Raw genomic sequence first — 13,797 nt, forward strand, 5'->3', positions numbered from 1 at the left:
TACCCCGCCGATACCGCCCTATTCGAACTCCCCGACGACGCGCGGACCCCGATTCGCTCGCGTATTCGAATGGGTTCCGCCATCATGGAGTGATGGCACGAGCTATTTGGAAGGGCTCGATTGCATTCGGGCTGGTAAACGTCCCTGTCAAGGTGTACACCGCCACCGAGGACCACGACATCCGGTTCCATCAGGTACATGCCAAGGACGGCGGCCGGATCAAATACGACCGGGTCTGCACGGCCTGCGGGAATTCCGTGCAGTACGCCGATATCGACAAAGCCTACGAATCCCCCGACGGGGACAAGGTCATCCTCAACGACGAGGATTTCGCGAAACTGCCCGCCGCGGAAAAGCATGAGATCCCGGTGCTGCTGTTCGTCCCGTCGGATCAAATCGACCCGATCCTGTTCGACAAGAGCTATTACCTGGAGCCGGATTCGAATACGCCCAAGGCGTATGTGCTCCTGGCCACCACGCTGGAGCGCATCGACCGCACCGCCCTGGTGCACTTCACGCTGCGGCAGAAGACCAGGCTGGCCGCGCTGCGGGTGCGTGAGGGCATGCTGGTATTGCAGACGCTGCTATGGCCCGACGAGGTGCGTGCCGTCGAATTCGAATCCCTCGACGACGCGTCCGAGCCGCGCCCGCAGGAGATCAAAATGGCCGAGACCCTGGTCTCGACCATGTCCGACGACTTCGATCCGTCCCTCTACAAGGACGAATACCAGATCGAGCTCAAGAAGGTGCTCGACGAGGCCATCGCCAGCGGCACCGGCAAGGTGGCCGCCCAGGCCGAAGCCGTGCCCGCCGCCATGGACGCCGAGGTGGTCGACCTCGTCGCCGCGCTGCAGCGCAGCCTCGAGGCGAGCGGCCGCCGCGCCGCCGAGTCCGCGCCCGCGAAGAAGACGGCCAAGAAAGCCGCCGCCAAGTCCACGAGCGAGACCGCAGGCAAGCCCGCGAAGAAGACCACCAAGAAAGCCGCGGCCCGCAAGGGGGCCTAGCCCACGGTGATAGAGTCCCCGTCCAGTTGCTTCACCACCGGGCGAATCGATGTCCGGCGCTCTACGGGGGATACGCATGAAACGCCTGGGCAGAACGGTCACCGGCTTTGTCGCGGCGACCATCCTGCCGCTGTCGATCGTCGGCTGCGGTGACGACTTCGAAACCGCGCGAGACTTCGTCGCCCACAAATACTCTCGCGCGACGACGCTGGATCAGATCAACGACGGGCGCGCCTACACCACATCGCAGGCCCCCGCATCGGTGACCAGCGCGATCACCGGCGCATCCCGCCCACTGGACAACCGTCGCGCGGGCGATCGAACCTTCCTGCAGTACCGCAACGACATCATCACGGTGTCCCCCAACGGATCCGGATCACTGATCGTGGTCGACCAGTACCGCAACGGATACAACCGGCACCAGTCGACCGTCTCCGGCTGGGGATGGGCGAACAACCTGCCCGGTGATCAATACCGTAGTGAAGGCGGGAAATAGCCCCGGTGCCTGCGGTTATCGAGCGCCCGGGACTATCGCGCCCGCGCGCTGCCCGAATCGCGCTGCTGGCCACCGCCTTCGTATGCGCGGCCTGCGGCCTGGTCTACGAACTGTCGCTGGTCACCCTCGGCAGCTATCTGCTCGGAGATACCGCGGCGCAGGCCTCGATCACGTTGAGCGTCATGGTTTTCGCGATGGGGATCGGCGCGCTCGCCGCCAAACCGTTGCGCCCGTACGCCGCGGTGGCCTTCGTCGGCGTCGAGCTGGCGCTTGCCCTGCTCGGTGGCCTCTCCGTCCTCGCACTGTATGCCGCCTACGCCTGGCTCGATATCTACACCGCGGCGCTGATTTTCACGGCGGCCCTGCTCGGAGTCCTGGTCGGCGCGGAGATTCCGTTGCTGATGGAGCTGCTGCAACAGATCCGCAGGCAGGAGCCGGGCAGCGCGGTGGCCGACCTGTTCGCCGCCGACTACGTCGGCGCGCTACTGGGCGGGCTCGCCTTCCCGTTCCTGCTGCTTCCGATCTTCGGCCAGATCCGCGGCAGCCTGATCGTCGGCGTCGTCAACGCGGTGGCCGGATTGACGCTGGTATTCCTGCTGTTCCGCACCGAACTGAGCCGTCGGTCGCGCTGGCTGTTCGGCTCCCTCACCGGCGTGGTCGCGGTGATACTGGTCGGCAGCTACCTCTACGCGGACCGGTTCGAGGCGACCGCGCAGCAGGCGCTGTTCGCGCATCCGATCGTGCGGCACGAGCAGACGAAATATCAGAACATCGTGCTCACCGAGTCGATTTCGCCGTTCGGCACCCCGGATATCCGGCTGTTCCTCAATGGCGATCTGCAGTTCTCCTCGGTCGACGAATATCGCTATCACGAGGCGCTGGTGCATCCGGCGCTGGCGGGCGCCCGGCGTACGGTCCTGGTCCTGGGCGGCGGTGACGGCTTGGCGCTTCGGGAGATCCTGCGCTACCCCGATGTCGAACGGGTCACGCTGGTGGAGCTGGATCCGGAAATGATCCGGCTCGCCCGCACCGAACCACGGCTGCTCGCGTTGAATCGCCATGCCTTCGACGACCCCCGGGTCCGGGTGATCAACGCCGACGCCTTCGCCTGGCTGCGCACCGATACCGGTGTCTTCGACGCGGTACTGGTTGACCTGCCCGATCCCGACCAGACCTCGATCGCCAAGCTGTACACCAAGGAGTTCTACGCGATGGCGGGCCGGGTACTCGCGCCCGGTGGCACCATGGTGATCCAATCCGGCTCACCCTTCTTCGCGCCACGGTCGTTCTGGTGCATCGAGACCACCGTTCGGGCCGCGGAGCTGCGGACCCTGCCGTATCACGTGGACGTGCCCAGTTTCGGTGACTGGGGGTTCGTACTCGCCACCCGGGACACCGAACCGAGGCTGCGCTTGGACCCAGCCGCCGCGCTGCGCTCCCTCGACCCACCCAGCCTTGCGGCCGCCGCGGTCTTCCCGCCCGATCGCCGGAATTCCGGCGCCCCCGTCTCGACCCTGATGCACCCGGTGATCGTCGACCTCGAATTGCGCGAGTGGCGCTAGACAGCCTGGTAGTACCAGTCGAGCGGGCCCTCCTCGGGCTCGTTGCTGCTGCGGAAGAAGTGGAACCCGGCTCGATGGGCAACGAACACCGACGCCGTATTGGCCGGGTTGATGCGCAGTACCGCCTCCTCCGCCAGCCCAGTGCGGGCCAGGAACCGGCACCCGAGCACGACCGCGCGCGTCGCCAGACCTCGGCCCCGCCATTCGGGGTACAGCCCGTAGACCAGGCTGGCCTGCCCGGCGGCCAGATACGGCCGCTTGGTCTGCACGCCCAACCCGCCGACCATAGTGTCGTCCGCCAGTTCCACGATGGCGAAGGTCCGCGTGTGGGCCTCATCCGCGCCGCGCTCGAAGTCGGCTATCACGCCTTCGAGGGTGCTCGCGCCACCGCCCGACCAGCGCACCAGTTCGGAGTCCTCACCGGCAAGGTGCGCTTGGGCGTCGGCCACCGTGATCGGTCGCAGCGAGATCACGCCGTCGGAGAGCAACACATCTTCCATGATCGTCACCAAGATCACGGTTCGGCAACCTGTTCCCGAAGTTCGATCGGCAACACAGGAGCCATGCCGTGGCACACTCCTGGCAAACTGGGCGGTATGGACCCCGCCATAGTGATCGTCCCGATGGGCCTCGGCCACCTACGCCAGGTGCTCGATCTGGGTCACGAGGTTTTCGACGTCACTGCCAAGCCGTACACGTCGTGGTCACTGACCTCGGTCGCCGAACACCTGGACAGCCCCGACGGCGCGTGCTGGGTGGCGCTGGATTCGGATCGGATAGTCGGGTTCGTACTCGGCTCCATGGAATTCGAGCTGCGCGACGATTGGGGCTACCTGGAATGGATCGCCGTCGCCCCGGATATGCAGGGCCAAGGCGTGGCCCGAGGCCTGGTCGACGCCTGCTCGACCGCCCTGTTCGCCCGCGGCGCCCGGCGCATCGTCACCGATGTGGAGAACCACAACAGCGCGTCGGCGACCCTCATGACCCGCAGCGGCTTCACCCCCGCCGCCACCGTCACCCTCTTCGTCCGCCCGAACCCGGAGGAACCGGACGCCGAGTCGGACGCCGCACTACCGCCCATCGCCCCCGGCACCAAGCGCGCGCTCATCCGCCGTGGCCGCCTGGCCGGAGACAATCGAGCAACCCACCTGCGCTAGTCGCCGCGCAGTGCCGACGGACCCCACGGCGAGGCGATGACGGGTATCCCCGGATCGCCCGGCCGAGACGAACCGGGCGACCCGCGCCGACCGGCTCAGAACATGCCGTGTGGGAGTTGGTCGGAGGTGGGGACCGGCTGCACGACGTCCCAGTGTTCGGTGATCTGCCCGTCCACCAGCCGCCAGATATCGATCACCGCGGTGCCGCGGTCATCGTCCGGTTCGACCATGTGGTAGTGGACGACCGCGTATTCGGCGTCGGTGATCACGCGTTTGATATCGAGGCGCGCACGGGCGACCGGGGAGTTCGCGATGAACCGGAGGAATTCGTCACGGCCGGAGGGATTGCCGGGGCTGTGCTCGATGAAATCCTCGCGGAGCAGGTCGCGCAGGACCTCGGTATTGCCGCGGGCGAACTCGGCGAGGCCGTGTAGCACCAGTTCCTTGTTGCGGGTGGACGGATCCGAATCATTCGATGTGACTTTGTTCGTCATGTGAGAAACCGTCGCAGCAGCACGGTGTGCCTGTCGATTACCAGGTATGTCATGGCCACGCCGCCATACCGGCGGTAATACTGGAGCGATGGAGCAGGATCGTCCGGTCGGTGTTCTCTTGCGCGAGTGGCGGCTGCGGCGCGGGCTCAGCCAGCTCGAATTATCGGTGCAGTCCGGCATTTCCACCCGGCACGTCAGTTTCGTGGAAACCGGACGCACCGTCCCCAGCCCGGCCATGCTCGAACGGTTCGCCGAGCATCTGAGCATTCCGTTGCGCGAGCGCAATCGACTGTTGGTCGCGGCCGGTCACGCGCCCTCGTATCGGCATCGGCCACTGGACGATCCCGACCTGGATACGGCCCTTACGGCGGTGCGGCGCGTATTGGATGGACACGAACCGTATCCCGCGCTCGCCGTCGACCGCCGCTGGAATCTGTTGTTCGCCAATGCGGCGTTCGAGATCTTCCTCGACGGCGTGCACGCGGACCTGTTGCGGCCACCGATCAATATGATGCGGCTCGGACTGCATCCCAAAGGATTTGCGTCTCGGCTGCGAAATCTGAATCAGGTGCGCGGCTACCTGCTGCCGCGGCTGGCCCGCCAGGCCGCACAGACCGGTGATTTCGAACTCGCCTCGCTGCACGAGGAATTGATCGCCTACGCGACCGAATCCGCACCGGCGGCACCCGACCCCGCCGAGGTGGCACTGCCTATCCAGATCCGGCATCGTGGCGCGAGCCTGTGCTTCTTCAATACGATCACGACCTTCGGCGCGGCCTTCGATGTCACACTCGACGAGATCGCGATCGAGGCCTACTTCCCCGCCGACGCGGTCACCGCCGACCACCTGCACGCGCTCGCCCGGGACACCGATTATGCTCCGGCACCATCTATGTCTTGCAATGGTGCGCGATCCCGCTGACTTCGGGCGGCTCAGTCCGCAGCGGCGCGCGCCCGTCCTTCCTCGAAGAACGCCAGCAATTCCGCTGCCGTGCTCACCTGAGTGTATGGACGCAGCGCGCCGAAGGACGCATTCCAGAAATCGCCGGTGCGCGGCGTCCACGGTCCCACGTACGCGTACGGCTCCGGATGCGCGCTATCCCCAGGGGACACACCGTAATTCACCTCGGCCAGACTGCTGGACAGATCGAAATGCTCCGGCCACAGCACGGGCGTGATGCTCGGCGCCAGGCAGCGCAGCGCCGCATCACCGGTGGCGAACCAATCCTCGATCAGTGATGCCGCGTCGGCATCCACCCTGACCTCATCCGTCAGGCGCAATCCGGTGGTATCCGCGTACACCCCCTCGGGCGCGCCCGGCACGATTCCCGCCGCCTTAGCGATCGCGTCGAAACTCCCGTCCAGCGGAACCCGACCACCGCGTCCGACCAGCGCCGCACCCACCACCGACACCGGTAGCTTCGCACCCCCGAATCCCCCCAGCACCACGCGCAGCCGGATGGTCCCGTGCGCCCGATACTGCGGTCCCGCGATCAACAACTCCGCCACGCCGTGTAGCGACTCGCGCGTCTCCCGATACCTTGCCTCGTCCACCACCGAATCATCTCCGACAGCGACCGCGCTCCGACGCTAATCGCGAATTCCGCGGCGATGTGCTGGCCGACAGCATCGGTTGCCCGGGCGCCGGGACCAGACCCCACAGTGCGGGGACGGCCGCTCGGCCCGCTCTCCTCACGCTCCGCGAGGCGAAGGCGATGAACATTCAACCAAGTGGTTGACCGTCGTGCCACATGGGTGCATACTCAACCATGTGGTTGAAGATGAATCCGGGCGACTGGACAGCCTGTTCCACGCCCTGTCACACCCGACCCGCCGGGCGATGCTCCGGCAGCTCGCGGGTGGGCAGTGCAGCGTGGGTGAGCTGGCCGAACCGTATGCGATGACGTTCGCGGGCGCGTCCAAGCATGTGCAGGTGCTGGAACGGGCCGGGCTGGTGCAGCGGAGCGTGCACGGACGGGTTCATCTCTGCCGCCTCGACGCCCGGCCGATCCGGGAGGGCGCCGAATGGATGCGCTACTACGAGCGCTTCTGGTCCGAGCGGCTCGACCGCCTCGAAGAACTCCTGCGAACCGAGGATGAAATATGACGGCACAAGAACTCTCCGACTACGGCACCCTGACCGAACCGGGCGCGGTCCGGCTCGAGCGCCTGCTGCCCGGCCCCATCGAGCGGGTCTGGCGCTATATCACCGACGCCGAGCTGCGCCGAACCTGGCTGGCCGCGGGCGATATGGAGCTGCACGAGGGCGGGCACGTCGAATTGGTCTTCCGCAATAGCGAAATGACCGGACCCGACGACCCGGCACCCGAGAAGTACGCGGGCGAACACCGCGAGCCTGGCACCGTCCTCGCCTGCGATCCCCCGAATCTGCTGTCTTTCACCTGGAGCGACGGTTCCGTCGTCACCTTCACCCTGACGCCCACCTCCGACCGGGTCCATCTCGAACTGACCCACCGCAAGCTGCCCGACCGCTCGGCCGTGCTCGGTGTCTCCGGCGGTTGGCACGCCCACCTCGACCGGCTGGTAGCCCAGGTCTCGGGGCGGACCCCGGAACCGTTCTGGACCCAGCTCACCCGGCTCGAGGCCGAGTACGCGGCCCGCATCCCGGAGTAGATCCGGAGCTCACCGGCGACGGAACGGCAAGGTCGGCGGGTGGTCATCCGGATTCACGAGATCGTGACGCCGATGACCGCTCGCCGCAGCCATCGGCCGACATCCTGATAGCGGTTACCTGTCAGCGTCGGCCGGAAGGACAGCACCATGGTGTTCCGGGTTCCCGTCATCGATATCACGCCCTACGTCGACAACTGGGGCGCGCAGGCCCGCGAGGGCGTTGCTCGTCGCGTCGACGAGGCCGCCCGCACGGTCGGGTTCATGCAGTTGCGCGGACACGGTATCCGGCCGCGGGTGTTCGACGATTTCGCCGACGCCCTCGACGATTTCTTCGCGCTCGACCCGGCCGAGAAGCGGCAATACCGGACCGCGCCGGAGGTCGGTCGCGGGTATTGCCCACCGCGCGGCGAGACTCTCGACGCCCACGACTACTTCGAGGCGTTCCGGGTCGGCGCCGGCGCCGCCGACTACCCGACCCTGGATCTGTCACCCGCCGATTACCCGGAAAATGTGTGGCCGCAACGGCTTCCGGGCTTCCGGGCGCGAGTGTGGACGTACTACACCGAGGCGGCGCGGGTGGCCCGCACCCTGACCACGATCTTCGCCGACACCCTCGGCCTGCCCCGAGGCTACTTCGACCGCTTCACCGACCACTCGGCGGATGCGCTGCGCATGCACAACTACACGCCGCCCGCCGACTCGGCCGACACCGGCTTCCGCTGCATGGGCGAACACACCGATCAGGGCCTGGTCACCCTGCTGTGGGCCGATCAGGTCCCCGGCCTGCAGATCCTCGGACTCGACACACGCTGGCACGATGTGCAGCCCGCCGACGACGCGCTGCTGATCAATATCGGCGATCTGATGGCCCGCTGGACCGACAATCGGTGGCTCTCGACCCCGCACCGGGTGCTGCCGCCGGTGGTGCGCGGCACGATCGAACGCCGACGCAGCGCCGCGTTTCATTACAACGGCAATGCCGATGCGGTGCTCGAGACGCTCCCGTCCTGTCGAGCCACCGGGCGCCGGTACTCGCCGATCTCGGTCGCCGAGCACCGGGGCGCGCGGTCGGCGGGTTCGTCTGCGCCGCAGTCGAATACCCACGCGCAGCCGCCGCTGGTGCGTCACTGACCCGATAACCGCCGCCCGGAGCGTCGGTCCGCGAGTGCCCGGCGCAAGCCAGCGCGAAGGTGGCGTCGACGAATGCGACGTCCACACTCTCCAGGGACTGCGCGAAAGACGGCGCAGAAGTCGCATTATCGGCAACCTAGACGACCGTCCAACTCCAGGTCAGGATTCGACTCGAGGAAATCCAAACCATTGTCGAGGGTGGGCGCGTGTCGCTTGGATTACCCCGGTTCAGAGAGCGGTCGGACGCAGGTCCGAGTCACCGCCTATTGCGACAAGCATTTCGGGAGCACGAGTGAAATTCCATCGGGTACTGGTGATCCCGGTCCTGGTAGCGACCGCGGCCGTCACCCTGACGGCGTGCGGCAACGACGACGCGGCTTCCTCCGACAGGGTGGTGCGCATCGGCACCACCGACAAGGACAAGGCCTGGGATGTCTTCGAGCAGAAGGCCAAGGACAAGGGCATCACGCTGCGGATCACCAACTTCTCCGACTACAAGCAGCCCAATCTCGCGCTGGCCCAGAAGCAGATCGATATCAATCTCTTCCAGCACCTGCAGTTCCTCGGGGCCTACAACGTCGCCAATAACGACACCCTGACCCCCATCGGCTCGACCTACATCGTGCCGTTGGGGCTGTATTCGAAGAAGCACAAGTCCGTCGCGGATATCCCCCAGGGTGGTGAGATCGCCATCCCGAACGACCCGACCAACCAGGCCCGGGCATTGTTCGTGCTGCAGGCGGCCGGGCTGCTGAAGCTGTCCTCGGACACCCGTCAGCCCTCCCCCGCCGATATCGACAAGGGCGCCTCCAAGGTGAAGGTCACCCCGGTGGATGCCGCTCAGACGGCGCTGTCGTTGGCCTCCGTCGACGGGTCGGTCATCAACAACACCTTCCTGGAGCGTTCCGGCGTCGACCCGCATTCGGCGCTGTACAAGGACGACCCGAAGAACCCGGCCGCCGAGCCGTATATCAACGCGCTGGTCACCCGGGCCGAGGACAAGAACAACCCGCTCTACCTCCAGCTCGTGGAGATCTGGCGCGATCCGGCCGTGCAGCAGGCGCACAGCGACGTCACCAAGGGCACGGCCGCCCCGGTGAACCGTCCGGCGGCGGAGCTGGAACAGATCCTGGCGCGGGTGCAGCAGACCATCCGCGACGGCAAGTGACCGGCACGAACGTTCCCGCGGTCGAGTTCCGGTCCGTCACCAAGGTTTTCGGTAAGGGCGCGAATCGTCACGTCGCGCTCGACGCTATCGACCTGCGCATCGAGCAGGGCGAAATCTTCGGTGTGATCGGCTATTCCGGCGCGGGCAAGTCCACCCTGGTGCGACTGGTCAACGCCCTGGAGAAGCCGACCGAAGGCACCATCGAGATCTCCGGCACGCCCATTACCGGTGTGCCGGAGTCCGAGGTGCGGCGGCTGCGGCGCGATATCGGAATGGTGTTCCAGCAGTTCAATCTCTTCCGGTCGCGCACCGCAGCAGGCAATATCGAATATCCGCTGAAGGTGGCACGGTGGCCGCGGGCCGCGCGTAAGGCCCGGGTCACCGAACTCCTGGAATTCGTCGGACTCTCCGAGAAGGCCCGCAGCTATCCCGATCAGCTGTCCGGCGGGCAGAAGCAGCGGGTCGGCATCGCCCGGGCACTGGCGACCTCGCCGTCGCTGCTGCTGGCCGACGAATCGACCTCGGCGCTGGACCCGGAGACCACCGGGGAGGTGCTGCGGCTGCTGAAGAAGATCAACCGGGAGCTCGGCGTCACCATCGTGGTGATCACCCACGAAATGGACGTCATCCGGGCGGTGGCCGATCGGGTCGCGGTGCTGGCCGAGGGCCGGATCGTCGAACTGGCCAGCACCTTCGATGTTTTCGCGGCGCCGCAGGCACCACCCACGCGGTCGTTCGTGGAGACCGTGCTGCACAACCGGCCCAGCGCCATCGAACTCGAGGTACTCCGGGAACGACACGGCGGCACGCTGGTCACTGTCGACATCGATGACCGGCGCGGCATCGGCGCGGCGCTGGCCACCGCCACCCACGCCGATGTCCGCTTCGAGGTGGTGTACGGCGGGGTGAGCACGTTGCAGGACAAGACATTCGGCAGCGTCACACTGGCCCTGCACGGCGCCGAGGATGCCGTCGCCGAGGTGGTCGCCGAACTCGACCGCCCGGTGGCGTGAAAGGGGCTGCCATGCATACGGATTGGGATAAACTACGCCCGGTACTGAGCGAGGCCGTCGGCACCACCATCTACCTGGTGCTGCTCACCTTCGTGGTCGGCGGCCTGATCGGGCTGTTCCTGGGCACCATGCTCTACACCACGCGCAAGGGCGGGCTGCTGGCCAACGCCCCGATCAACCTGCTGCTCAATGTGGTGGTCAATGTGGTGCGGCCGATCCCGTTCATCATCCTGCTCGCCGCGCTCGGACCGGTGACGCTGGAGGTGGTCGGCACCACCATCGGCACCGAGGCCGCCGCCTTCGTCATGATCGTCGCGGCCTCCTTCGGCATCGCTCGCATCGTGGAACAGAATCTGGTGACGGTCGATCCCGGGGTGATCGAGGCAGCCCGGGCCGTGGGCGCGGGGCCACTGCGGATCATCCTGACCCTCCTGATCCCGGAGGCGCTCGGACCGCTGATCCTCGGCTACACCTTCGTGGTGATCGCCATCGTGGATATGTCCGCCATGGCGGGCACCGTCGGCGGCGGCGGGCTCGGTGATTTCGCCCTGGTCTACGGATATCAGCGATTCGACTGGCAGGTGACCCTGGTCGCCACTCTCATCATTATCGCGGGCGTGCAGGGTATCCAATTCTTCGGAAATTGGCTGGCACGGCGGGTATTGCGACGCTGAATTCGGTCGAATCATCCGAAAGGGGCACGGGACCGAAAAGCCCGTGCCCCTTTACTATTTCGGCGTCGGTTAGCCCGCGCACTCCGAGGTCAGCACCTTCGCGCGCACCGGCGACGCGCTGCCCAGGCTCACCAGCAGTGGTGACGGATCCGGACCGAGCCCGGCGAGCGCGGCCTGCTCGGCCTCGATCCGGGTGTAGCCACCGGCCCAGGAGAGCTTGTCACCGCGTGCCGCGACCGCGCCGCAGGCGTTCTTGAACTGCACGATGATCTTGCAGTTCGCGACGCCGCACTCGGTGAGCGCGCGAACGTCCGCACCCTCCTGGTCCGGGTAGTTGATACCCGATCCGATGATGACGGTGCCCGGGGTGACACCCAGTGCGAGCGAGCCGTAATAATCCTCGGCGGCGGTGGCGGTACCCGAACCGAGGGCGACGATCGCGGTCGACGCGATCAGGCCCAGGACAGCGTTGCCCGACAAAGACATTGATATTTCTCCCCACGTGAAATGCTGATTCCACTCGAATCCTGGTGCATCCGCTTCGGAATTCCAAATCGGAAGGGATGCAACATCTTCCGTGTGCGGAAATGTGATGACCCGGGAAAGCGATCTCGGATTCAACGTTTCGATCTGAAGTTTTCACGTCAACGAGAAGGGCTCGGCCGGATCGCGAATCGCGCTCCGGCCGAGCCCTGACAGCTTGATAGCTGGACTACCGCAACCGTTTCCGGATCAGCCCGCGTTCGCCGTGCAGGCCGACAGGATGACGCGGGCCGCGCGCGGCGAGGCACTGCCGAGATCAGGGAACGGCGGGGCGCTCAACCCCAGCACGTCGACCGCACTCCGCTCGGCACCGACCCGGGTGCCGTCCCAGGCCCAGCCGAACCGGTAGTCGGCGCCCTGCGCCACCGCACCGCAGGCATTGGCGAAGTGCACCACCACCTGGCAGTCGCGCACGCCGCATTCCGCGATCGCCCCATTATCGGCGGCCCCCCAGCTGCCGTAGTTGACCGCCGACGCGACCCGCGCGGTACTCCGCGAAATCGCCAGTGCCCCATAGAGATTTCCGTCACTGGCCTGGAATCCGCCATCGATCGAGCTGGCCTGATATCCGGCCACCTCGGCGATCTCCAGACCGCTCTGCCCGGCACCGGCCGGAGCGGCCGTGACGAATGTGAGGGCGGTGGCGGTGGATGCCACGGCGGCGCCGATCAGCATGCGCGATAAAGACATTGAATCCTCCCCGGTTCACGTTGAATTTTTCGCACCCGATCATTGCCGAATGCGCTCGAAATGTCCAAATCTTTGGTGCGCACTCGCACAATCGGGCAGCGAAGATCCCGGCCGGTACCGGCGGATGGGCGGCGGTGCCTCCCACTTCGCGAGCTCCCGCCGCCCCAGCGTGTCCAACACCGATCGAACTTCAATTCAGGAAGAAGCCGAGCAACCCGGTCAGGAACGGCGCCAGCAGCGTGAAGGCCGAGCGGAATTGCGCTGCCGCCGTTACTGAGTGAGCGTCCGGGAACTGTGGTCATGCTCGGGGCGAGGATCATCTGCGCAGCTACCGAAGCGAGCTGAGCAACGATCCGCAATGGCAGCCGTACTACGGACCAGGCACTCCGCCGGTCCAGAGGCGGGCTGACCACCAAGGTCCAGCTAAGTATGGTCGAGTTGCGCAGTGGACGTGAAGAGGAAAGGGGCGGGGCATGGACGAGCTCAGGCCGGAGTCACGGGAGTATCTCGATGGACTGTTCACACCGGGCCAGCGGATCGGAGGCGATCCGTACACGCCGTACAGCTGGATCGACATCGTCGACGTGCAGGAGGTTGCCGTGATCCGGCTGCCGAGCGGCCGGCTGGTCGCGGACTCGCCTTGGAGCGCCGAGCCGCCGCATGAGCTCGCGCTTCGCGTCCCGCCCGGCACGTACCCGGTGGAGGTGTCCTGGTCGGACGTGCCCAGCCTCATCAACGGCTGCTACTTCGAGCGCCGGGAGTGCGCCGCGACGCGCCTGCGCATCCGTGACGAGCCGGTGGTCACGTGGGAGCTGGTGCTCGGCGTGGGCGAGGACCCGTCGGGACCACGCGCCGATCGGGCGGGGTTCGAGGCGGAGGAGGCCATGGGCTGCTTCGCCGACGCGACCGCCTGGGAATCGCTGACCGCGCCTTTCCGCCGATTCCTGGCGGACCTGCCCGGCTTCGGTCAGCCGACGGGTCCCGGACGGGACACCGAAGACCTCTGCGAGGGCTACTTCGAGCTCGCCCGCGACGAGGAGCACCGGGCCGACCTGCTGGCCTTCGGCGTCCCCGAAGGCTGGGCCCAGGTCTGGGCGGGCCGTGCCCGCGACGGCGAGATCGCAGTGATCGTCGTCCCCGGCCCGGTGAGCACCAGCCCGTGGGACTGAGTGAGCGTCCGGGACCTCTTCTCAGCCGTGGCCGGTGGCGGTTGTCGGTGAGTTCGTGGCGC

The 13,797-nt window shown here is 66.6% G+C and carries 17 protein-coding genes; 12 read left to right on the forward strand and 5 right to left on the reverse strand.

Annotated elements, in window-relative coordinates:
• Positions 1 to 92 precede the first annotated feature (92 nt).
• The 3 genes from AB0H61_RS01735 (at position 93) to AB0H61_RS01745 (ending at position 3,062) form a co-directional block, all read left to right on the forward strand.
• Positions 93 to 1,004, forward strand: a complete 912-nt coding sequence (locus tag AB0H61_RS01735) for a Ku protein (protein ID WP_357297930.1) — start codon at positions 93 to 95, stop codon at positions 1,002 to 1,004.
• Positions 1,005 to 1,080: 76 nt separating this feature from the next.
• A complete protein-coding gene (locus AB0H61_RS01740; protein WP_357297932.1) occupies positions 1,081 to 1,500 on the forward strand; it encodes a DUF4247 domain-containing protein in 420 nt (139 codons plus the stop codon).
• A 5-nt stretch (positions 1,501 to 1,505) separates the two neighbouring features.
• A complete protein-coding gene (locus tag AB0H61_RS01745; RefSeq protein WP_357297935.1) occupies positions 1,506 to 3,062 on the forward strand; it encodes a polyamine aminopropyltransferase in 1,557 nt (518 codons plus the stop codon).
• Here the strand turns inward: AB0H61_RS01745 and AB0H61_RS01750 are convergent.
• Positions 3,059 to 3,562: a GNAT family N-acetyltransferase gene (locus tag AB0H61_RS01750; RefSeq protein WP_357299797.1), complete on the reverse strand. Its 504-nt coding sequence runs from the start codon at positions 3,560 to 3,562 to the stop codon at positions 3,059 to 3,061. The two genes, AB0H61_RS01745 and AB0H61_RS01750, sit on opposite strands and share 4 nt — an antisense overlap.
• Before the next feature lie 96 nt (positions 3,563 to 3,658).
• On the opposite strand from AB0H61_RS01750, the gene AB0H61_RS01755 reads away from it, so the two are divergent.
• Positions 3,659 to 4,219, forward strand: a complete 561-nt coding sequence (locus AB0H61_RS01755) for a GNAT family N-acetyltransferase (protein ID WP_357297937.1) — start codon at positions 3,659 to 3,661, stop codon at positions 4,217 to 4,219.
• Positions 4,220 to 4,314: 95 nt separating this feature from the next.
• Here AB0H61_RS01755 and AB0H61_RS01760 read toward each other — a convergent pair whose 3' ends face one another.
• On the reverse strand, positions 4,315 to 4,713 hold the full coding sequence (locus AB0H61_RS01760; protein WP_357297939.1) for a nuclear transport factor 2 family protein: 399 nt from the start codon (positions 4,711 to 4,713) through the stop codon (positions 4,315 to 4,317).
• Positions 4,714 to 4,801: 88 nt separating this feature from the next.
• Here AB0H61_RS01760 and AB0H61_RS01765 point away from each other — a divergent pair, with 88 nt between their 5' ends.
• Positions 4,802 to 5,635 (forward strand): helix-turn-helix domain-containing protein, encoded by an 834-nt coding sequence (locus AB0H61_RS01765; RefSeq protein ID WP_357297941.1) that lies wholly within the window; start codon positions 4,802 to 4,804, stop codon positions 5,633 to 5,635.
• Positions 5,636 to 5,646: 11 nt separating this feature from the next.
• On the opposite strand, the gene AB0H61_RS01770 is transcribed toward AB0H61_RS01765, so the two are convergent.
• Positions 5,647 to 6,267: a hypothetical protein gene (locus tag AB0H61_RS01770; protein WP_357297943.1), complete on the reverse strand. Its 621-nt coding sequence runs from the start codon at positions 6,265 to 6,267 to the stop codon at positions 5,647 to 5,649.
• Between the two features lie 217 nt (positions 6,268 to 6,484).
• Between AB0H61_RS01770 and AB0H61_RS01775 the strand changes: the two genes are divergently transcribed.
• From AB0H61_RS01775 to AB0H61_RS01800, 6 genes are all read left to right on the forward strand, one after another.
• The gene (locus tag AB0H61_RS01775) at positions 6,485 to 6,820 is read left to right on the forward strand and encodes a metalloregulator ArsR/SmtB family transcription factor (protein ID WP_357297945.1); all 336 of its coding nucleotides are present in this window, start codon (positions 6,485 to 6,487) and stop codon (positions 6,818 to 6,820) included.
• Positions 6,817 to 7,347 (forward strand): SRPBCC family protein, encoded by a 531-nt coding sequence (locus tag AB0H61_RS01780; RefSeq protein WP_357297947.1) that lies wholly within the window; start codon positions 6,817 to 6,819, stop codon positions 7,345 to 7,347. The genes AB0H61_RS01775 and AB0H61_RS01780 overlap by 4 nt, the downstream gene beginning before the upstream one ends.
• A gap of 147 nt (positions 7,348 to 7,494) precedes the next feature.
• On the forward strand, positions 7,495 to 8,478 hold the full coding sequence (locus tag AB0H61_RS01785) for a 2-oxoglutarate and iron-dependent oxygenase domain-containing protein (RefSeq protein WP_357297950.1): 984 nt from the start codon (positions 7,495 to 7,497) through the stop codon (positions 8,476 to 8,478).
• A 349-nt stretch (positions 8,479 to 8,827) separates the two neighbouring features.
• A complete protein-coding gene (locus tag AB0H61_RS01790; protein WP_357299800.1) occupies positions 8,828 to 9,646 on the forward strand; it encodes a MetQ/NlpA family ABC transporter substrate-binding protein in 819 nt (272 codons plus the stop codon).
• Positions 9,643 to 10,659 carry a methionine ABC transporter ATP-binding protein gene (locus tag AB0H61_RS01795; RefSeq protein WP_357297952.1) on the forward strand — a complete coding sequence of 339 codons (1,017 nt, stop codon included), beginning with the start codon at positions 9,643 to 9,645 and terminating at the stop codon, positions 10,657 to 10,659. Before AB0H61_RS01790 ends, AB0H61_RS01795 begins: the two co-directional genes overlap by 4 nt.
• An 11-nt stretch (positions 10,660 to 10,670) precedes the next feature.
• Positions 10,671 to 11,333 (forward strand): methionine ABC transporter permease, encoded by a 663-nt coding sequence (locus AB0H61_RS01800; RefSeq protein WP_357297955.1) that lies wholly within the window; start codon positions 10,671 to 10,673, stop codon positions 11,331 to 11,333.
• Between the two features lie 69 nt (positions 11,334 to 11,402).
• On the opposite strand, the gene AB0H61_RS01805 is transcribed toward AB0H61_RS01800, so the two are convergent.
• Positions 11,403 to 11,819, reverse strand: a complete 417-nt coding sequence (locus AB0H61_RS01805; RefSeq protein WP_357297957.1) for a DUF4189 domain-containing protein — start codon at positions 11,817 to 11,819, stop codon at positions 11,403 to 11,405.
• Positions 11,820 to 12,065: 246 nt separating this feature from the next.
• Positions 12,066 to 12,566, reverse strand: coding sequence for a DUF4189 domain-containing protein (locus tag AB0H61_RS01810; protein ID WP_357297960.1), 501 nt, complete (start codon positions 12,564 to 12,566; stop codon positions 12,066 to 12,068).
• Between the two features lie 473 nt (positions 12,567 to 13,039).
• On the opposite strand from AB0H61_RS01810, the gene AB0H61_RS01815 reads away from it, so the two are divergent.
• Positions 13,040 to 13,735: a DUF4241 domain-containing protein gene (locus tag AB0H61_RS01815; RefSeq protein WP_357297962.1), complete on the forward strand. Its 696-nt coding sequence runs from the start codon at positions 13,040 to 13,042 to the stop codon at positions 13,733 to 13,735.
• Positions 13,736 to 13,797 lie beyond the last annotated feature (62 nt).

It is taken from the genome of Nocardia sp. NPDC050710 (assembly GCF_040654375.1).
Taxonomy (GTDB): Bacteria; Actinomycetota; Actinomycetes; order Mycobacteriales; family Mycobacteriaceae; genus Nocardia.